General features: G+C 50.2%; 20 protein-coding genes and 1 pseudogene. 13 read left to right on the top strand and 8 right to left on the bottom strand.

The genetic code is table 11. From position 1 onward, the window contains the following. Positions 1-958 precede the first annotated feature (958 nt). The 6 genes from KW837_RS26715 (at position 959) to KW837_RS26690 (ending at position 7,131) form a co-directional block, all read left to right on the top strand. Positions 959-1,174 carry a hypothetical protein gene (locus tag KW837_RS26715; protein WP_218399130.1) on the top strand — a complete coding sequence of 72 codons (216 nt, stop codon included), beginning with the start codon at positions 959-961 and terminating at the stop codon, positions 1,172-1,174. A gap of 834 nt (positions 1,175-2,008) precedes the next feature. Beyond that, positions 2,009-2,443 carry a hypothetical protein gene (locus KW837_RS26710; RefSeq protein ID WP_218399129.1) on the top strand — a complete coding sequence of 145 codons (435 nt, stop codon included), beginning with the start codon at positions 2,009-2,011 and terminating at the stop codon, positions 2,441-2,443. Between the two features lie 428 nt (positions 2,444-2,871). Beyond that, positions 2,872-3,921 (top strand): hypothetical protein, encoded by a 1,050-nt coding sequence (locus KW837_RS26705; RefSeq protein ID WP_218399128.1) that lies wholly within the window; start codon positions 2,872-2,874, stop codon positions 3,919-3,921. Positions 3,922-4,048: 127 nt separating this feature from the next. Next, positions 4,049-4,429 carry a hypothetical protein gene (locus tag KW837_RS26700; protein WP_218399127.1) on the top strand — a complete coding sequence of 127 codons (381 nt, stop codon included), beginning with the start codon at positions 4,049-4,051 and terminating at the stop codon, positions 4,427-4,429. Between the two features lie 624 nt (positions 4,430-5,053). Then, the gene (locus tag KW837_RS26695; protein ID WP_218399126.1) at positions 5,054-6,178 is read left to right on the top strand and encodes a hypothetical protein; all 1,125 of its coding nucleotides are present in this window, start codon (positions 5,054-5,056) and stop codon (positions 6,176-6,178) included. A gap of 47 nt (positions 6,179-6,225) precedes the next feature. Then, entirely contained in the window at positions 6,226-7,131 is a 906-nt protein-coding gene (locus KW837_RS26690) for a DUF4145 domain-containing protein (RefSeq protein ID WP_218399125.1), read from the top strand. Here KW837_RS26690 and KW837_RS26685 read toward each other — a convergent pair. Both KW837_RS26685 and KW837_RS26680 read right to left on the bottom strand, forming a co-directional pair. Then, positions 7,121-8,097: pseudogene (locus KW837_RS26685) on the bottom strand (hypothetical protein). The gene KW837_RS26690 and the pseudogene KW837_RS26685 overlap by 11 nt on opposite strands. Next, positions 8,070-8,774, bottom strand: a complete 705-nt coding sequence (locus KW837_RS26680; protein ID WP_218399124.1) for a hypothetical protein — start codon at positions 8,772-8,774, stop codon at positions 8,070-8,072. The pseudogene KW837_RS26685 and the gene KW837_RS26680 overlap by 28 nt, the downstream one beginning before the upstream one ends. 492 nt (positions 8,775-9,266) lie before the next feature. Between KW837_RS26680 and KW837_RS26675 the strand changes: the two genes are divergently transcribed. The 7 genes from KW837_RS26675 to KW837_RS29185 all read left to right on the top strand — a co-directional run bounded on the left by KW837_RS26675 (position 9,267) and on the right by KW837_RS29185 (position 12,988). Continuing rightward, on the top strand, positions 9,267-9,482 hold the full coding sequence (locus KW837_RS26675) for a hypothetical protein (RefSeq protein ID WP_218399123.1): 216 nt from the start codon (positions 9,267-9,269) through the stop codon (positions 9,480-9,482). A gap of 305 nt (positions 9,483-9,787) precedes the next feature. Continuing rightward, positions 9,788-10,057: a hypothetical protein gene (locus KW837_RS26670; protein WP_218399122.1), complete on the top strand. Its 270-nt coding sequence runs from the start codon at positions 9,788-9,790 to the stop codon at positions 10,055-10,057. Beyond that, positions 10,044-10,730, top strand: a complete 687-nt coding sequence (locus KW837_RS26665; RefSeq protein ID WP_218399121.1) for a hypothetical protein — start codon at positions 10,044-10,046, stop codon at positions 10,728-10,730. Before KW837_RS26670 ends, KW837_RS26665 begins: the two co-directional genes overlap by 14 nt. After that, complete coding sequence (locus KW837_RS26660) at positions 10,723-11,229, top strand: hypothetical protein (protein ID WP_218399120.1); 507 nt, start codon at positions 10,723-10,725, stop codon at positions 11,227-11,229. Before KW837_RS26665 ends, KW837_RS26660 begins: the two co-directional genes overlap by 8 nt. A gap of 935 nt (positions 11,230-12,164) precedes the next feature. Beyond that, positions 12,165-12,323, top strand: a complete 159-nt coding sequence (locus KW837_RS26655) for a hypothetical protein (RefSeq protein ID WP_218399119.1) — start codon at positions 12,165-12,167, stop codon at positions 12,321-12,323. Then, on the top strand, positions 12,320-12,526 hold the full coding sequence (locus tag KW837_RS26650; protein WP_218399118.1) for a hypothetical protein: 207 nt from the start codon (positions 12,320-12,322) through the stop codon (positions 12,524-12,526). Before KW837_RS26655 ends, KW837_RS26650 begins: the two co-directional genes overlap by 4 nt. A 138-nt stretch (positions 12,527-12,664) precedes the next feature. Next, complete coding sequence (locus tag KW837_RS29185) at positions 12,665-12,988, top strand: ogr/Delta-like zinc finger family protein (RefSeq protein WP_371317173.1); 324 nt, start codon at positions 12,665-12,667, stop codon at positions 12,986-12,988. A 562-nt stretch (positions 12,989-13,550) separates the two neighbouring features. Here the strand turns inward: KW837_RS29185 and KW837_RS26640 are convergent. The 6 genes from KW837_RS26640 to KW837_RS26615 all read right to left on the bottom strand — a co-directional run bounded on the left by KW837_RS26640 (position 13,551) and on the right by KW837_RS26615 (position 18,414). Further along, on the bottom strand, positions 13,551-14,384 hold the full coding sequence (locus KW837_RS26640) for an ABC transporter substrate-binding protein (protein WP_204124423.1): 834 nt from the start codon (positions 14,382-14,384) through the stop codon (positions 13,551-13,553). 56 nt (positions 14,385-14,440) lie between these two features. Beyond that, complete coding sequence (locus KW837_RS26635; protein ID WP_218399172.1) at positions 14,441-15,169, bottom strand: amino acid ABC transporter ATP-binding protein; 729 nt, start codon at positions 15,167-15,169, stop codon at positions 14,441-14,443. Between the two features lie 23 nt (positions 15,170-15,192). Beyond that, positions 15,193-15,936: an amino acid ABC transporter permease gene (locus KW837_RS26630; RefSeq protein WP_218399117.1), complete on the bottom strand. Its 744-nt coding sequence runs from the start codon at positions 15,934-15,936 to the stop codon at positions 15,193-15,195. A 6-nt stretch (positions 15,937-15,942) separates the two neighbouring features. After that, positions 15,943-16,644 (bottom strand): amino acid ABC transporter permease, encoded by a 702-nt coding sequence (locus KW837_RS26625; RefSeq protein WP_007935475.1) that lies wholly within the window; start codon positions 16,642-16,644, stop codon positions 15,943-15,945. Positions 16,645-16,761: 117 nt separating this feature from the next. Beyond that, a complete protein-coding gene (locus KW837_RS26620) occupies positions 16,762-17,514 on the bottom strand; it encodes an SDR family oxidoreductase (protein WP_218399116.1) in 753 nt (250 codons plus the stop codon). Positions 17,515-17,646: 132 nt separating this feature from the next. Beyond that, positions 17,647-18,414, bottom strand: a complete 768-nt coding sequence (locus tag KW837_RS26615; RefSeq protein WP_218399115.1) for a LamB/YcsF family protein — start codon at positions 18,412-18,414, stop codon at positions 17,647-17,649. Positions 18,415-18,432: the final 18 nt, after the last annotated feature.

Below are 18,432 nucleotides of genomic sequence, written 5' to 3'. Positions count from 1 at the left end.
CAAAAAAGGGGACTGATTTATTTACTCGTGCTGTCGCTGAAGCTCTCCCATTCCTTTGCTCCACTTGTCCCGAACTACCGCAGCAAGACTCACCTGAGCCCCGCAAGCCCAATCCTGATAAACTCCCCATCTCCCAGCCTCACCCATTCCAGAAACGCCAATGCCCCCAATCACCGCCACACCCGCCCCGCTCTCCCGCCGTTTCTCCGTCGCACCGATGATGGATCGGACTTACTAATCGCCCCACCCTTGTAAACAAAGGCCCATAGACCTGCTCCGAACCGCCCGTACCACTTCCGTACCACCAACACTTGCTCCCAACCTGCCTACTTCTTCCTTCCGCCCGTTGTAGCAAAATTTAAGCAACCGTTTTCAGCTCCAATCCCGAGCACTATCGCTGCCGTGCTTTCACGCTTTGTCGGAAGCTTCCCAAACTGATAACGAGGGTTCGATTCCCTTCACCCGCCCCCACTATTTTTTGGGCCTCCAGCAGTATCGAGGTAGCGTCAGGCGAGACTGGTGACAGTTACACGAATTGTGTGGAAGCGCCGGCCAGCTCCCCTTTCTCCCTGCAATACCGGGTTTTAGGTTGACCCATGGGAAAAAGGTAATTTTGGTAATTTTCTTTTTAGATCGACAAATAACTCTATGAATTCAATAACTTAAGAAACTTCTACAAAGGTAATAATAGGGTAAGGAATAGGTTAGAAAATTACCTTTGGCCCTAGTAATTCCCCTGCCTTACGAAACCCTTTAAAATCAGACACTTGGCAAAATATTACCTCCAGCCTTACCAAATATTACCCTCTGAGGTAATACGTCAAAGCCAAGGTTTATAAGGGCTACAGCCCTATTCAAGCGTCGCCTTACCAAAATTACCCTTTCCCCGCCCTCGACCTGAAATTGCCCCTCCCGGCTACGCTGCTATGCTTCCAACTTTCCGAATGGAGTCGAAGCCATGGTCAGCGAATATTCCCTCTCTGTGGTTCTTGAAAGAATCTACGAAAACCAGCAAGCCCTGGAAGCTGCGATCATGGAACTGACGCTCGTGGCAGAACAGCAAGGCTTCGCTGTCGCCGGTGACAACGCTCGGACTGCCCTGGATCGAATTGGCGAGAACGCTGGCTTTATCAAGCAGGGTTTAGCGCGCCTGAGAACGATGGAAAAGGACTAGCTGGTGACCCTATCGCTGACGTTAATTGGCCCTCTCACAGGCAGCTAACGGCCGATTCTGTTGAAAAAGTCGGTTTGCCCAAAACGCTCGAATATTGATGGGTGAAAATGCCTCTTTTGCACGCTGCTACGTGAAATCCGAGTCCTGAACCTTCGGCGCAAAACACAGATTTCAATCTCAGGCGCGTACTTTTCTGCCGTGGAAACCGAAGCCGACTTTTTCAACAGAATCGGCCAAAAGCGGACACTCGCCTCGCTAGTTTCTGCGCCTTGACAAGCCCGATGACTATCTAGAATAACGGGCTGAATTGGTCGTGATTCTCGCGCTCCAGGCGGCAGTCGGGGGGCGGTGCAATATGTCTGGGTATTCCTTTTGAGGTGAGCAGAACATTCTCGATGCTCACCGACCAATAGGGAGCATCGTGATAGGCTGCCACTTCCCCGATAACCGCCAGCCATAAAGCAGAATACCAATCACTATAACTACCTGATCTCAAGTCGCGTTCTGCGCTTTCAACTGATGCACATTTAATAATGTGACAAGACCCGGCCTTATTGTTTAGCGGTCCAATTATTTTGCACTACCAATAATCTTGAACAACTTCATCATAGCCCAGCATTAAAACCTATATATGATTATTGGCTATCAAGCGGTAATAAATTATTTCTTTATATCATAAAAACTAGTTGCGCATTTTGCAAGTGGTGCTATTCCTATACCTTAATGTATGAATCTGTTGAGGCCAAAGTCAGCCTCCTATGAGATAAAACCTATGAGTGCAGAGCTAGAGATGCTTCTTAGCTAGCAAACAATAACAAACCTCACGGAGTCATTATGAAAAACATTACAACTTTTTTATTCGCAGTCGGACTATTTTTTAATCTAACAGCGACCTTTGCGCAAGACCAGGGCAAGAGCACAGAAATACAAAACCTTAATTCCAAGTCGGTAGAAATAAAAAAAGAGAATCCAAAGGAGCAGATTCCGACCGACATATCTACTAAGGATGCTGCCGGGCGGCAGAATGTGTCCATGCAATGCTTCACTACTGACAATAACCATCGGGTAATGATTACTGTGCAGAATCAGAATACTTCATCGCGCTCTTGCCATTCATATTGTTTTTACAGCACCAATGGAGGATACAATGGCACCCAAAACTGTAATGGCTCTATCAGGCCAGGGTATAGCGGAGAGTTTTGCAGCTTATATACCTCCAATGTCACCTACACAATCACTGATCCTGGCGCTTTCGATTGCGAACGCTAGAAGTATCGAAGGACCGACGGACCAATTTTTGCAGAGCCGCACGTGTAGTTGAGCCTTTTTGCTATTCAGTCGCCGTGCCAAATCAGCGCCCTCATTAGGAGCATTAATATAGCCATAGTTTGATTGGATGGTAAGTACTAGGCCCCATACCCGCGCTGCCAGTCTGCTCGAATATTATAGTGTTAGACGGCTACGGCAGTCGCCCATTCGACCAACGACATTTTCCAGACCATTTTAGGAACCAGAGTTATAAATCTTTTACCTCAACTAATATTCGCAAACAAATTACAGGCGCGATAAACAGCCTCGTCTTTATATCTTACTGGTATTAAAATATATGGAACATCAATGAGAAGATGCTATACATAAATCTACATCGCCAGCCATCATTCGAGGCGAAACCTGCCAACCCACGCGGATCCGCACTTATGAGTAAAATAAATTATCTGGAATTGGTACCGGCGCCGTTCAATGCGCCGCCACTCGTAGGCGATCGCATAATGTTCTCGGTAACATTATCTTCAGATGGATCATTGGCAGGGGTGTATGGGCAGCACACAACAGCTTTTGAGCATTACTTCGGATACTGGGTCAACAGAAATGGAACGACTACTCTCTACCAGCCTCAGTACAGCATTCCTGCATCACAAGTGCTTTGGCCGTGGCGACTTATAAACAACGCAGGGAAATTGGCAGGCTGTGCCCGATTGGTGGACGGCACTTACAGGGTATTTGAGATCGATACATTTACTGGGACCTTCACTGACATCCCCGTTCCTGTCGGGATCCGACAAGTCAGTTTTTACGGCATACTCGACAGTGGTTTAATCTTATCGCACTTTGATGTGTGGCCTGGGCCTACATTACTTACTACATACATACTAAACGATGGCGCGCCCCGAACATTCAATATTCCAGGATATGTGCAGAACTCTGTCGTCAGAAACGCACCATCAGAAAAATTTCTCGTAATAACCGCTCGTAAAGCTTCTGACCCAACTACGACTTTTCGTACACTGCTACTAACAAATGGTCTCGAGATCGGCATCATAAACGAGATTGATGATAAGATCATTGTTGAGATCGATGACAATGGAAATTTTGTTCGCATGGAAAAAAATAGCCCCTTGCCTTCATGGGAAGCGCCCGGAGTTTTAGTGCTAAACGGAGCAGTTATTAGCATCCCCACCAAATTTGGTGGAAATAAATTCGTAGATGCTCGACAATCCATATTGAAGCATGACGGCATGCTTCTTGGCGTTTATCGTAGCACAAACAACTTAGGAGATTACAGCGGGCTTTTTACATTCCAAGATGGAGTTATCAGCGATCTCACGATTGGCGCCGCAGCAGGCACTCAAAAGTTCAAAAACATAGTTCCAACAAGATTTAATGGCGCTGGACAGATTTCACTAGCCACTCAGAGCTTGGGTGTCGTGAGTCGAGGCTGGGACAGTTACAGATGCTTCGTAAGCTGACGCAACGCAAGATCTATCGTGAATAAAAAGTCCTCACGAAGCCGGCTAACGATGCCTACTGAAATTAAGGAAATGCTGTAAGCTACAAGATGAACAACATGACTGCAAAGTACCTATGAGGTGCATTATGGATTTTGCTGAATTCAACATAAATTTGACAGCGAAAAACCCTCAAGAATATTTGGAGCTTTTAGCGAGCAATGAAAAATGGTTCGCCAGATGCAAAGATGACCTGAAACATATCCGCTCACTAGGTGAGAATCCTCTTTCAAAATTAGCTACTGAAGATTTTGATCAGTTCATAGATGCCGCGACATTTAATAATGGAGGACTAGGGCATGCCGATTACTCCCCGCTAATGAAAAGTCTCACACTTTCAGAAATCCAGCTAATATTCTCTTACTGTGGAATTGGGCCGATACTTCTACTCGACTATCAGGATTACTATTGTGAAAGCAAGGGCAATTGTACATCCAAGAACTTTAAAATATGCACAAGCTCATGTTGATACCGGATGTGATTCTTACCACAGTTCTTTTTTTCGAAAAAAGGCATCCCAACCGGCAGCTTTGGGTCGATTACGGTCGTCCGAATTAGCCATATCACCGCTGGTCACCTGTGAAATGCGCTAAACAGCCTGAAAGCCCGCTGCGCCGGGGCTTTAAGGCAAGTTGATACCCTTCCTGAAACACGTCCAAACCTCCCCTGGTGCGAGCTATTGAGAAATCAAAAACTCGTTATGACGCTTGTTTTCAAATGACGTTTCCTTGCAAACCGGGGCCTCTAGAGATCAGCCACCGATCTGGCTTGCTTTGGGCGCTTCGTAAAGCTGCTGCACTTCTTTGCAAAACCTTGCACGCCGTGAAACTGCAAAATGCCTCAAAGACCCCGCAGCGGGCTTGGGCGCGGCCTTGATTTGCACCACTACCTGTCTTTGCACAACAAAGGGACGCAAAGCCCGTCGGCGGGAGGGGGATAAGTGCTTTTTGATATGTTTTTTTCTCAGTCGACAGAATTTCGCTACCATTCGAGAATGGTGAAGTCGAGGTTGCGTTGCGGGAGCGATCATCCTTCACAAGATATTGCCGCAATGCAGCAAGCGACTTACAGACCGAATAATTAGGAGTGTTTTATGTTCAGCATGGATTTGGAAGACTTTTTAGAACAGTCCGCAATAACAAAACTTGAGTGGAACAATTCGCAAGCTGACTGGAACACTCTTAGTCAAATAGCAAATGATTTCGAAAAACACAATCAGGCTCTCTCTAGCGCAGCGGAACAAATTTCCTCTCGGATTAGGACATTTCCTGGCGTCCACTCTGTTCGTTGGCGCATTAAGAATACTCTACATTTACTCAAGAAAATCGTAAGAAAAAAACTTGATAAAAACCCAAAGGAAAAGTGGATTACTATAAGTCACGAGAATTATTTGGATGTGGTTACTGACCTAATTGGCATAAGAGCCCTTCATCTTTTTAAAGATGAATGTATTGCTATCGATAATTCGATACGTGAAGCATGGGATCTAAATGAAGAAGCAGTAATGTATATTCGTGAAGGGGATGGAGTTCCTGCAGCTATAACGGAGCGTGGATGTAGAGCTGCCATACACGACGCGGGTTATAGATCAATACACTACATAATAGAGAGTCGCCCAGAAAAAAAGACACTCTTCGCTGAGGTTCAAGTAAGGACAATATTTCAGGAGGGCTGGAGCGAGATCGATCACAAGGTAAGGTACCCCGATTTTTCGGACAACGAGCATATCAGCGTTTTTTTAGATTTGTTCAATGGTCTGGCTGGTAGCGCGGACGAAATGGGTTCTTTCGTAAAAGATTTAGTGAAGCTCTTGAAAGTTGGCGAGGAGGAAAAAAGCATAGCGATTCAGGAACGTAAATTAGCAATTCAAGAACGTGATCAAGCAATTGCGGATATGAGCGATAAGCTGAATGAGCTTGACACTTTGAAGAAACAAGATAAAAAATCAGCAGACATCATTAATAAGTTAAAAACAGATTTAGATAAAATTCGTCACTCCCAAAGCGTATCATCGAAGGGTGAATATAATTCTCAAACTGGAAAGCTATCCAGAAACGGCATTAAATCCGTTATAGGATTTAACACAATTGACAATATCAAGTTTGGTCACACAATATCTAGTAGCTCTATCGGCAAAGCCCTGCAAAGTTTAAAATCTTTGCAGAATTTTGACTCCTTAAGTGATGGCTCGAATAATAAAACCGACAAAGATGATTAGCCAGCATATGGCTGATCAAAGACGCCCACCCAGAAAAGGATCGACAAATGTCAAATAAAATATTCAAGAACACTTGTGTCAGATGCAAACTGAAAACGAATCATACAGTGCATTCAGAACATGTGGAAGAAGGTAATCCTAGCGAATACCACTATATAGAAAGACATCAGATAGTTAAGTGTAACGGCTGTGATACTTTGTCATTCAGAAGAATTTTCACTGACTATGAAAATGCATGGCCAACTGGTGATAATGATTGGGATGTACCTACGGATATTGAAACTTATCCACAGCTAAGCGTGGCAAACATACAAGGCCTATACCTTCCAGATATAGTTGGAAGCATATACTTAGAAACTTGTAACGCATACTCCCAAGGATCTTTAACTTTGGCCGGCATCGGGTTTCGGACAACGATAGAGGCAATCTGCAATGATCAAAATATCCCCGGAAATCAACTTAGTACTCGAATAACAAATTTGGCCACTAGAGGCCTTATTTCAAAAAAAGATTCCAATCGTTTACACTCCATTCGCTTTATGGGAAATGACGCAGCTCATGACATAAAAAAGCCTCAGAAAAAGCATTTAGAGGCAGCCTTAATAATTGTGGAACATCTAATTACTACTGTCTACATTTTAGATCTTGAAACCAGTCATCTCGACGGAATTATTGAAGACTATGAGGTTTTTGAGAAATTATTGTTAAGTAAAATTCCTGAATTCAATATCGGCGACTCTTATCCTGTCTCCAAATTTCTAGGGAAAGACATTCGCAAAATCAGCGGTTCCACGAAGAAATTCGAAGATAAACTCAAAGAGCAAATTGGGAAGAAAGAATTTACATTGCTTTCTATAGGTGCGAAGCAAAAATATCAAGGTTCTAAAGAAGAGCTTCAGCACTATACGTTAATGCCATCACCTGACTTAGAAACCACAGTTACTACAGCGTGATGCTTTTCAGCGTCTGCCCAAATAACAATGCCTGCTGGGCTGTGTTATTGAATGATGCAGCATCGGTGGGACTCGGTATTGGCCCCGGTACAGGGTGTGCGCAGCCAGTTGCGTGTTCATCTGTTGCAGCAGATCGAGCATGTCACACACGACCTGAAACAGGTTCACACTACTGGACCCGATCCAGTTTTTCGGCGCCTGCAACTGCTGGCTGATTCCGGCCACGCTCCTGCGCAGCCCCTGAATTTTCTCCTGCATGTCGCCTCCCACCGTGGCGTTGTGTTTCTGCCCCACCACCAGGTTCAGATCACGGCCGGTGGCCTGGTGCAGGTCATCCACGGCCGCCAGACTCGCCGATCCACCCGACAGCAGCTTGAGTGCGCCCAGGGCTTCGATCGTATTGACCCCTCCAACCGACTCGGTCGAATGATCGTCAACCGTCTGCGCGTGGCTTTGAAACTGCTCTCGGTTCTCCAGGGCTTCCACCTCGCGCTCGATCGACTTGTCCTGGATCTTGCCATCGGTCCGGCGTAGCAAGTTGCCGTCGGCGTCGACACGCTGCTGGGCCGCCTCGCTGTGCTGCCACACCTGATCGCCCTTTTGCACCTTGGGCATGCTCAGGCCGTGAGGCAGGATCGTCTGGATGTAGGGCTTGTTCGGCAGTCCGTAGGCAAAGCACACCACCACCTGGGTGCCTTCCTCCGGAAAGGCGTACAGGCCCATTTCCTCGCCGCCGGTGGGCAGCGGCAACGGCACGCCGGCGAGCTGCGGCAGCTGCGGATCGGGCTCACCGTCCGGGCCGAGGACTTCGATGTCCACCGCATAGCGCGGCCGGAAGTCGTCGCAGATGCCGGCGCCGGCCGGGGCATCGGCCACGGCAACAACCCGGGCAAAGCGTGGCAGGTGGTAACCACCGGTGAGTTCGGGGAATTGGCGCTCTACAGCGCGGCGGATTGCGTCTTCCATCGGATGGCCATCTGGTCATTGGCAAGGGCCACACTGGTGATGCGCTCGCCGTGGTTAATCGTTGCACCTGGTCGCAACCCGGGAAGGGCTGCGACCATCGCGCTTTGGTTGCCCTGGTAGCCGTCGAACAGCTCCGTGGGGATCTGCAGTGGCGCACGGGCGCCGAAGAAACTGTCGGCCCAGCTGCCTACGAACACTTCACCGTTGCCCAGCTGGTGCCAGGTGAAGTCGGGAATGCTGAACACCCGGGCCAGACTGTCCATCGCCTGATAACCAGCGGCCAGGCTATAGAAGAACGGCGCCTTGACGCTGGCGTAGAGCCGATCGGGCACGCGAAAACGCAAGCCAGTCTGTTCGCTGATCTCGGTCAGCACGGCGCGCAGATCGACGTGGCGCAGATTCAACGGCAGCGGATTGGCCAGGACGGCGGCCAGCTCACGGCAGAACAGCACCTGCTCGACGGCGTTGGCGGCGGTGCAGCGCTCGACGTAGCCAATGAAGTGCCGTTGTAACGTGCCCTCGTTGTAGCCAATGTCCAGCGTCACCAGACCTTTCACTGGCACCGCGGATTGGATGGTGAAGGTCGCCCGGCCGGGACTGGTAGCGTCCAGCCGAACGTCTTCTTTCACCAGGGCGAACGGCGCGCTATTGATGGCCAGAACCTTGTGCAGCTTCACGTCGGCTCTCAGCTCCGATCCCGGCACTGTCTATCGTCGGCTCAGGCGAGTTTTATGGCTGTCACACCGTGTGCATGGAAGACCGGAAAATCTCCCCCGTCTGTGCGCTGCCCCGTTTTCAGGTTGCCCCTTGGGAAAAAGGTAATTTTGGTAATTTTCTTTTTTGATCTCGAAAATAACCAATAAATTTAGGTAGTTATAGAAATTCAATAAAGGTAATAATAGGATAAGGAAGAGGTTAGGAAATTACTTTTAATTGTAGTAATTTCACTCGCCTATGAAGTCCTTTAAAATCAGCCACTTGGAAAAACATCACCTCTTGGCTTACCAAATATTACCTTCGAAGGTAATACGTCAAAGTCACGACCTATAAGGGCTGCAGCCAATTTTTCGCGTTCACTTACCAAAATTACCTTTTCCCCAGCCTCGAACTGAAATTAGCGCCTTCAGGCGTGCTGCTATGCTTCCTGATTTCCGAATGGAGTCGAATTCATGACCAGCGAATATTCTCTTACCGTCGTCCTCGAAAAAATGTATGAAAATCAGCTGGGCCTCGAAGCCGCGTTGATGGAATTGGTGTTGTTAGTCGAGCGGCAGGGATACGAGACCGTAGGGGAGAATGCTCGCGTGGCACTTGAGCGAATCGGAGAGAATGCAGGGTTTATTAATCAGGGCTTGCTCGTGAACCGAATTTTAAATGACTACTAATTGCCAAAGTCGGAGATCGGAATAGCAGCCTGTCGCCCCAACTTCACAAGCGCCTAGCAAATTTAGGACTATTGAACCCATCCGCAACTTAAAGCAATTTATACGAAACCATTGAACTTTGGCTTCTATTAGAAGCGGTCACACATCGACGAAGAAATAATGAAAACTTAAACCTATAAAAACACCAGAAAAGATAGACGTTTTAGCTGAACAACCATCACACCACGCATATCAACCGTGCTACAACTTGTAATACATATAAAATCCTGCTAGGATTGGTACATTTAATCAGTGAGCATGCCAAAGTGTCCACCAAAAGCAAATCCAAAACTGTTCGAATTAATGCTGCAGCCAAACGTCAAAACCCTCCAGGGTTCGCTAATTCGTTTGCACTTAGCACGCTGCATAATGAAGTTATCGTTTTCGATTTCGCAGATATAGAAGATGGTTACGAGAATATATTCAGCTCCGTTGCATTAACAAAGTTTGCCGCCAAAAGTCTCAGCAGGCACTTAGTTGAACTACTTGAAACAATCGACGAAGAGCAAGAAGAGGAAGTCGATGAGCAAGCATAAAACCAAGCAACCATTTTTTTTCGTGGATCATATTATTCCAGAAAAAAAATTTTCGGCTCCTGCCAAAACTGAGTTTGTATATTCAGACACCATTCATAAATATGAAGCATACAAATTTACTTCATCCAAGCACACTTCACCAGAAAGATTCCATGAAGACTGGGCAATCTTTATGGAGAATGTTTCTTGCCACAGGCTTGACAACTTAAAAAAATGCAGCAATTCAATCAACACAAATACAAAACCATTAACCTTGGAGCTAAAGTGCTTTGTTGATTCAACTCCAATAAAATTCCAAAAAGCACAATGGAGTTGGTATTTTGACGAAATTATCGAAACAATTAATACTTATTTTGAAGAGGCAACAAAAGAAGAGTTACCTTTTGCACCTCCCTCATTAGAATCCTTAACTTATTTCCTAAGATACATACCTTTTTTTGCAGATACTAAAGCGAAATCATACATTGATCGAATGACTGGTAGATTTGGAATCATATTACACAAAAATAAAAACATTTTAGACATTCAGATCCGTGAAGATTCAGATATAGTTTTTTCCTATGCAACCCCAGGACTCAAGAAAAGCTTCCCATCTTTTAGCGGCGAAGCTGTAGTGATAGACAGCATTGACTCCCGACAAATACAAAAACTTTTAAGAATCGCTTATGACTGAGCAAAAGGACATGTCTCACTCCACGCTGCAACTCGTACCTGATTTTCTCTATAGATTTATTCGTTCACAGTGGCTTGGCCAATCTCATCAGTGGCTTGTTCTTAGGCCCGGCCCTCCACCTGAAGAGTACATATCACTTTACGCTGGCGAAGGTGAATTACCAGAAGCTAGAGTTTGTGACGCGGTGGGAAAAGTATCAAGCGCTTTCAATTTAACTTCGACGGGTAAAGCATGGGAGCTTCACCTGCCATCAATTACGCGAAGAATTAATCGAAAGAAAGACATTGTAACTTTTATACCGGCCGGCCCACCACACTACGGCATGAAGTACATTACTGATGTTGACAGAGAAATCCAGGAGGCTAACGCAATTCTATTAGCAATGAGCCAAGACAGAGTTTATGATTATAACCACTGCCAGACATTCATTGATAGAAAGGCAAAAGCTTTAGCTAAGGCCGAGAGACCCGCTAAAAAAATAACTCAGGAAGCTGAATAAGCACTATCCTATTAATAGTGGGAAAGATAACCATATAGTCGATCCCACTCAGACAAAACCCTACAAAAAAGCATTCAACAACTTCAATCTGGGTTTTGAACGCTTCTACTGAAAATAAAGCTTAGTAACTCATTTCCTGTTTTCTATCTACGCCAGATTTCTCCCTTCGATTCCTGCAATTCATAACCTGCTGCGTTTTACTGCATATACCTTGAAGATCCTCTTTTGGCCAAAGCATCAGCCCAATGTCATTGAGCAAGATTGAAATAGCCTAAACACTATGAAAGTCAACAGGGCCGGGCTTCTGAGTCGATTCAATACCCTCCTCGGAAGCCGTCAAAAATACTTCTGAGGCGAGCTATTGAGAAATAAAAACTCGATAAAACACGTCTTTTCAGACGGCGCCCCCTTGCAAACTGAGGTCTCAAAAGGTCGGCTTCCGATTTGGCCCAACCAGTACGCTACACAAAATCGCTGTAATTCTTTTCAAAAACTTTCACTCAGTGAAATTGCAATGTGCCTCACATACCCCGCAACCGGCTTGGCCAAGGCCTAGAATTGTTATACCGCCGCCCTTGCACAAAAAATGGATACGAGGCCCGCCGGCGGGAGGGGGATAAGTGCTTTTTCCGAAGTTTTTTATTCTGGCGAGGATTTTTTGTTGACGTGATCACCTGGCCGTCCCTATCCTCCCGCTGTCGCTGCAAATTCAGCGACCGGGCTTGGTAACCCGATCAGCAAAAGGCGCAACAGCGCCCCTATCACGATTGCAGGCGCTTTTTTTATGTCCGCGATTCCGTGCCATGGCGGCTGTGCGTGGGAGACCTTCGGGTCTGCCGGGTTCCTTTTGCCCCGGTTTACCAACCTATGCACAGCTGCCACCCATTCGCTTGGTAACGAACGTGGCAGCTCCATCGAGCAAAAGGAGCCTCATCGTGACCGCCCTCATTCCGTCCAAAATCCGCGCCTTGGCACACCGCCGTATGGCCCTATCTGCACTGCATGCTGACTCCTCGCTGGCTGTCCGCCTCAAGCGCTATAACCATCACATGGCTCTAGTCCGCACGCTGAACGCGAAAGGCGGCGTCCAATGAAGAAGCCCTACAGCCTTTCCGAAGACGAATTCGACAAGCTGCGCCGGGCGCAGGACTCCATCCAAATGGTGACAATCCTGCTCGAGGAGGTACAGCGCCCAAACTCGCTGACACCGCAGATGATGGCGTCATTCATGGCGCTGGTAGGCGAGGACATGGGACGTGTACTGCAGTCTGTAGGCGGTAGTTTTTCAACCCGTTAAATACAACGTCAGTTGTGATGATTTCCCGTCACAACTGACCGTCAGGCATGGCGACTTTCACCATACCTGCCCGTAAACGGCAAGATGTTCTTGACTGCTGGCCCAAATTGAAAATGCGTGTCGCCATTATGGAGATACATGAATAAGCACTTGAAGGATGCGAGTGTACATCCAGCTGATGCGCGTTCAGTTTTATGTAGTTACACTACCACCAACAACTGCCTAACCTATATCTATCACAAAGAGGATGAAATGCGAGTCAAATGTAAGTGCGGGACCAAAGGGGGGATTCGAAATAGTAAGCAAGAATCAACAGATGTGATTGCCCTATATTGTCAGTGTTTAGACGTCCATTGCGGACACACTTGGGTAGCTCACTTAACTTTTTCTCATACTTTAAAAAAACCTGCAAACTCTCTACTCGTAACCGACGCAGCTTTTTTGAACGAGCCGAAACAGTAAGAGCACTCCGCCGAATTGTTCGCTCTGGTGAATATGTTTCAAGCCAAGATACCGGTCGACTGATGTCATTCAACAGCGTCCATTCCATGGGCTTATCCGAACTAGACGTCAGCTGTATAAAACTAGGACCGTTTACTTTCGGCCAGAAGCGGGCACTCACTAAAAAACACGGCCTAGTCAAGAGTTTCATTCGTAGACTTTCTAGATATCGACAAAGCTACTTCGAAGAGTACCTACCAGCCCAGAGGACGCTCAAGATGAATGCATGATTATCGCCTAACCTTTATCCAGCGGTTTTTATATGAGGAAGACGGCAACTACTCCCCGAGAGGGCCATAGCGAGACATTCATGGATCCCAATCTACCTCAGGTACGAGTGATATGCCCTTGGCGCTTTCGGCTTATCCATCAAAGAATACCAACCTCCATCGGTAGTGCCCGAGCCGAAAATAGTGCAAACAGCAGACACCTAATGCTTACTGATAACGCACGAAAAAAAGCCCGACGCTGGAATACTCGCCGGGCTTTTTCCATCATTGCCCGGCAATGACGGTGTATCGGTTCAAGGTAAAGGATCGAACTTCAAGCTGCTGAGGCTCTGCACTTTGTCCTCGCGGACCATTTTGTATTCAGTGTTCGGGCCAATCCAGCGATCCCAGATCGCGTCGATCTCCCCGGCTTTTTCCATCGTCGCCAATGACTCGTTGACCTTGGCGAGAAACGCCGGCTCATCCCTGCGCATGCCCGCGCCAATCGGCTCGAGCGCCATCGGCTCCTTGGCGAGCGCCAATTCGACACCGCTGGCCTTGGCCTGATTGACCAGTTTCAACGCGGTCATGGTGTTGGTCACCAGGCCCACGACCTTATTCTGCTGCAAGGCCATGTAGGCCGAGCCGGTGTCCTGGAACGTCACCGGTGTGGCCCCGGCAATGCGGATCGACTGCTCGGAGGTCGAGCCTTTGGTGGAGCTGATGCGCTTGTCCTTGAAGTAGCTTTTCGGCTGATCGGCGTGGGCCGCGCGCACCACCAGGGTTTCCTTGGCGATGTAGTACGGATCGCTGAACTGGATCTGTTCAGCCCGGGTTTTGGTGTAGGCCAGATTGGCGAAGATCACATCGACTCGGCCCATTTTCACTTCAGGAATCCGTGCTTCGACAGACAGCGGTTTGAGCTCCAATGCAACGCCCATGGTCTTGGCCAGGGCCTTGCACAGGTCGACGTCCATACCCACCAGCTCACGGGTTTTCGGGTCCGGGGCGGAAAATGGCGGCACGTCGGCGTACACCCCACAGCTCAACGACTTCTTGGCCATGATGTCGCTCAATTGATCGGCCTGCGCGACCGCAACAGCCAGAGGACCTAACGCCAGCGTGACAAACAGATGCTTCATACGCATGGAAAAACTCCTGGGATTGGAAAGTCGGATGGCAGAAGGAGCAAAATCACTGCGGTTCAATGGGCGCGCAGATCGGCAATAAAACGTTGTGCGCGTGGATGCGTCGGCTGGCTGAAGAAATTCTCGGGCGTGCTCTTTTCCAGAATCTGACCCGCGTCCATAAACCAGATGGTGTCAGCGACTTCACGGGCGAAATTCATCTCGTGGGTCACGCACATCATGGTCATTCCATCCTTGGCCAAACTCTTCATGACGTTCAGCACTTCACCGACCATTTCCGGGTCAAGGGCACTGGTGGGTTCATCGAACAACATCACTGGCGGCTCCATCGCCAGCGCCCGGGCAATCGCCACCCGCTGCTGCTGACCGCCGGACAACTGCGCCGGATAGGCCCCGGCCTTGTGGCCCAGGCCAACCCGATCCAGCAATTGCATGGCCTGCTGCTTGGCGGCCGAGCCTTTCAGGTTGCGGATTTTGCTGGGCGCCAGGGTGATGTTTTCCAGCACCGACAGGTGCGGAAAAAGATTGAAGCTCTGGAACACGAAACCCACCCGGCTGCGCAGTCGATTGATGTGAGCGTCAGTGCCGTGAACATCCTGGCCGTCGAATAGGATCTGGCCTTTCTGGATGTCTTCCAGGCGATTGACCGTGCGGATCAGTGTCGATTTTCCGGAACCGGACGGGCCGCACAACACCACCACTTCACCGGGTTTCACTTCGGCGGTGATGTCAGTCAGTGCGTGGTACTCGCCGTACCATTTGTTGATGTTCGAAAACATGATCATTGGATGCATGGACGCAACCCTCTTCAATTATCAATGGCCAGCAAGGGGTCGGCAGCCACGGCTTGGCCGGCGTTGCCCAAACGTTTGCGAGCGATACGGCGTTCCACCCAGGCGGCCAGATGGGTCAGACCGAAACAGAGCAGGTAGTAGATGATCGCCAGGATAAAAAACACCTGGAACGGCTTGGTCAGCAGTTGGTTATTGACCTGGTTGGCGGCGAAGGTCACTTCCTGGACGTTGATCACATAACCCAGGGAGGTTTCCTTGATGATCGAAATGAACTGGCTGATCAGGCTGGGCAGCGCGTTGTACAACGCTTGCGGCAAGATCACCCAGATCGTCGTGCGCAGGTAACCAAGGCCCAACGCCCGGGACGCTTCGTACTGCCCCGCCGGCAGCGCCTGAATACCGCCGCGAATGATTTCGCACAGGTAGGCGCTCTGGTAGATCACCAGCGTACAAAGCATCGTCACGAACCCGGTGATGTTATGGCCGATCAGCAACGGCACCAGGAAGTAGGTCCAGAAGATCACCATCAGCAGCGGGATGCCCCGCAGCACATACACCCAGACCGTGGCGGCCCAGCGCAGTCCGGTCCACGGCGAAACCCGCGCCAACGCCAGCAGCAAACCGAAAGGGAATGCCAGCAACAGCGCCAGGGCCGCGAGAATCAACGTACTCGCCAACCCGCCCAAAGGGCCGTGCGGGTACTGGCCGATCAGGAACAAGGTCCAGTTCTGTTGCACAATCGAAAAGACATCGATCATCGTCGTCTACCTCGCCAGCGCTTTGTTGAAGCGTCGCGCCAACAGCGCGCCGAGCCCCATCAACAGCAATGAAAAGACCAGGTAGAACACCGTGGCGACCAGGTAAGACTCGAACGTGCGGAAGGTGTAGTTCTCGACCTCGCGGGTGGCGTAGGTCAGCTCGACCACGCCGATGGCCATGGCCAGGCTGGTGTTCTTGAACAACAGCACGGTGTGGTTGATCAAGGACGGCAGGCAATTGCGCACGCCTTGCGGCAGGATCACGTAACGCATCGAGCGCACATAACCCAACCCGAGCGCCCTGGAGGCTTCGGTCTGCCCGGCCGGAATGGCGCGCAGGCCACTGCGGATATCTTCACAAAAATACGCCGCCTGACACAGTCCCAGGGCAATCACCGAGAACAGGTATTCAGTGCTGTAGTTCGCCAGCCACAGTTGCGTGGACTCGCTGAGCAAGGTCGGCACACCGAAATACCAGAGCATCAATTGCACCAGTGTCGGCACGTTGCGGTGGTAAGACACGTAACCGGCCACCAGTCGATCGGCATACTTGTTGCCGGTCAGGCGTACGGTCACCAGCAACAGCGCCAGGGCCATTGCCAGCAGCCAGGCGAACAGCGCCAGCTGCAGAGTTATTTCGATGCCCTTGACGATCAGCTCGGCATATTCGCCTTGCAGAACCGCGGCCAAATCGAAGTCATGCTTCATGGTCAATCCCCATCGGCATTGGGATAAGGGCAGGGATAAGGCGCCAGGCACAAGCTTGGCGTGGGTACCGCGATGACGGATCGATCCGTTCTTCTGTAGCGTCTCGTGCGGGGGAACTCAGCCCTGATAATCCTGCGGACGGGCGGTGGAAAGGCCGCCGGGCACTTGCAGGGTCGGGGTGATTTCCATGTGCCCGACATTGACCGCAATCGGCGCGGCAATGGCAAACGCGATGGCGTCGGCGATGTCCTTGGCCTGAGGCAGTTCGAACCCTTCGACAAAGCGCTTGTAGGTTTCTTCGGAGTCACCGTGGACGTGGGCGAAGATGTCGGTGGCCACTCGCCCCGGACAAATCTCGGTGACCCGCACCCGCTTGCCGAAGGCATCGATGCGCAACTGTCGCGACAGCATGCTCACCGCCGCTTTGGTCGCGTGATAAGTCGAGTTGCCGCCGAAGTTGTACGCCGCGGCAATCGAACTGATGTTGATGATGTGGCCGCAATCGCGCTCGACCATCCCCGGCAGCGCCAGACGCGCCAGGTGCAATACCGCACGCAAATTGACGTCGATCAGCAAGTCGATGCCTTCGGCGTCGGCCTTGAGAATCGAGCCCGGCTTGTCGACACCGGCGTTGTTCACCAGAATGTCGAACGGCTGGGTTTCGAACAGACGCGTCAGCCCGGCCAGATCAGTGACATCGATGGCGTGAGCAATACAGCCGGTTTTAGCGGCCAGTTCTTGCAGCTTGTCGGCGCTGCGGGCCAGTGCATGCACCTGCACGCCTTCCAGACACAGACGCTCGACGACGGCGGCGCCAATCCCGGAAGAGGCGCCGGTCACCAGCGCGGTTTTGTAATCTGAAAATGGCATGGATCTGTCCTCATATTACGTGTGCGGATCACTCGAGTGATCGCGATGACTTCGACTCTATCCAGCCCTGAAGCCTTGGACCAAGACGGAATGACTGTGTGGCAATAAGCCCTGCTTATGACCGTGCAACCGTTACGCCAACAGCTGCGAAATCGGTGTGATAGAACCGCCCGCCAGCTCGATTTCTCGACGGATGGTGCGGGCCAGTTCAACCGCGCCAGGCGTGTCGCCGTGCAACAGGATCGAATGCGCCGGCACCTTGATGTGCTTGCCATTCAGGCTGGTCACGGTGCCCTCCTCCAACAACTGTCGAACCCGTTGCAACACGGCCGCCGCTTCCTTGATCACCGAGCCCGGCACCTTGCGCGGCACCAGCAGGCAGTCGTCGTCGTAGGCGCGGTCGGCCAGAAACGTGGTGGCGACCCGCAAGCCACATTTGTCAGCGGCGTTTTCAATCGCACGACTGCTCGATGAGCTGATAATCAGCGTCGGATCAAACGCCGCCACCGCACACACCAAGGGCTCAGCCAGTGCAGCGTCGGCCGCGACCAAGTTGCCCAGCGCGCCGTGAAAGCTCATGTGGGTCATGCGGTGACCATTGACCGCCGCCATCCCCGCCAGCGCGCCGAGCTGATAGACCACATAAGTCGCGAGTTCCTTGAGCTCGATGTTCATCTGCCGCCGACCGAAACCCATCAAGTCGGGGAAGCCCACATGGGCGCCCAGGTCAATGCCGCCGGCCTTGGCCAAACGCACGGTGTTGTCCATGATCTGCGGGTCGCCAGCATGGAAACCACACGCTACGTTGGCCGATGAGATCAGGCTCATCAACGCTTCATCTTCACCCATGCGCCAAGGCCCGAAGCCCTCGCCCAGATCAGCGTTCAAATCGATTTTCATTGCTGCTTTCCTCGCCGG

The sequence above is a fragment of the Pseudomonas sp. PDM24 genome, assembly GCF_019218905.1.
Lineage (GTDB): Bacteria > Pseudomonadota > Gammaproteobacteria > Pseudomonadales > Pseudomonadaceae > Aquipseudomonas.
This window is presented reverse-complemented; position numbering and strand designations above follow the sequence as displayed.

Coding starts and splice junctions, on each gene's coding strand:
- KW837_RS26640 (WP_204124423.1), bottom strand. CDS start 14,384: ATGCGTATGAAGCATCTGTTTGTCACGCTGGCGTTAGGTCCTCTGGCT.
- KW837_RS26665 (WP_218399121.1), top strand. CDS start 10,044: ATGAGCAAGCATAAAACCAAGCAACCATTTTTTTTCGTGGATCATATT.
- KW837_RS26620 (WP_218399116.1), bottom strand. CDS start 17,514: ATGCCATTTTCAGATTACAAAACCGCGCTGGTGACCGGCGCCTCTTCC.
- KW837_RS26690 (WP_218399125.1), top strand. CDS start 6,226: ATGTCAAATAAAATATTCAAGAACACTTGTGTCAGATGCAAACTGAAA.
- KW837_RS26705 (WP_218399128.1), top strand. CDS start 2,872: ATGAGTAAAATAAATTATCTGGAATTGGTACCGGCGCCGTTCAATGCG.
- KW837_RS26700 (WP_218399127.1), top strand. CDS start 4,049: ATGGATTTTGCTGAATTCAACATAAATTTGACAGCGAAAAACCCTCAA.
- KW837_RS26635 (WP_218399172.1), bottom strand. CDS start 15,169: ATGATCATGTTTTCGAACATCAACAAATGGTACGGCGAGTACCACGCA.
- KW837_RS26625 (WP_007935475.1), bottom strand. CDS start 16,644: ATGAAGCATGACTTCGATTTGGCCGCGGTTCTGCAAGGCGAATATGCC.
- KW837_RS26675 (WP_218399123.1), top strand. CDS start 9,267: ATGACCAGCGAATATTCTCTTACCGTCGTCCTCGAAAAAATGTATGAA.
- KW837_RS26650 (WP_218399118.1), top strand. CDS start 12,320: ATGAAGAAGCCCTACAGCCTTTCCGAAGACGAATTCGACAAGCTGCGC.
- KW837_RS29185 (WP_371317173.1), top strand. CDS start 12,665: ATGAATAAGCACTTGAAGGATGCGAGTGTACATCCAGCTGATGCGCGT.
- KW837_RS26615 (WP_218399115.1), bottom strand. CDS start 18,414: ATGAAAATCGATTTGAACGCTGATCTGGGCGAGGGCTTCGGGCCTTGG.
- KW837_RS26660 (WP_218399120.1), top strand. CDS start 10,723: ATGACTGAGCAAAAGGACATGTCTCACTCCACGCTGCAACTCGTACCT.
- KW837_RS26710 (WP_218399129.1), top strand. CDS start 2,009: ATGAAAAACATTACAACTTTTTTATTCGCAGTCGGACTATTTTTTAAT.
- KW837_RS26630 (WP_218399117.1), bottom strand. CDS start 15,936: ATGATCGATGTCTTTTCGATTGTGCAACAGAACTGGACCTTGTTCCTG.
- KW837_RS26695 (WP_218399126.1), top strand. CDS start 5,054: ATGTTCAGCATGGATTTGGAAGACTTTTTAGAACAGTCCGCAATAACA.
- KW837_RS26715 (WP_218399130.1), top strand. CDS start 959: ATGGTCAGCGAATATTCCCTCTCTGTGGTTCTTGAAAGAATCTACGAA.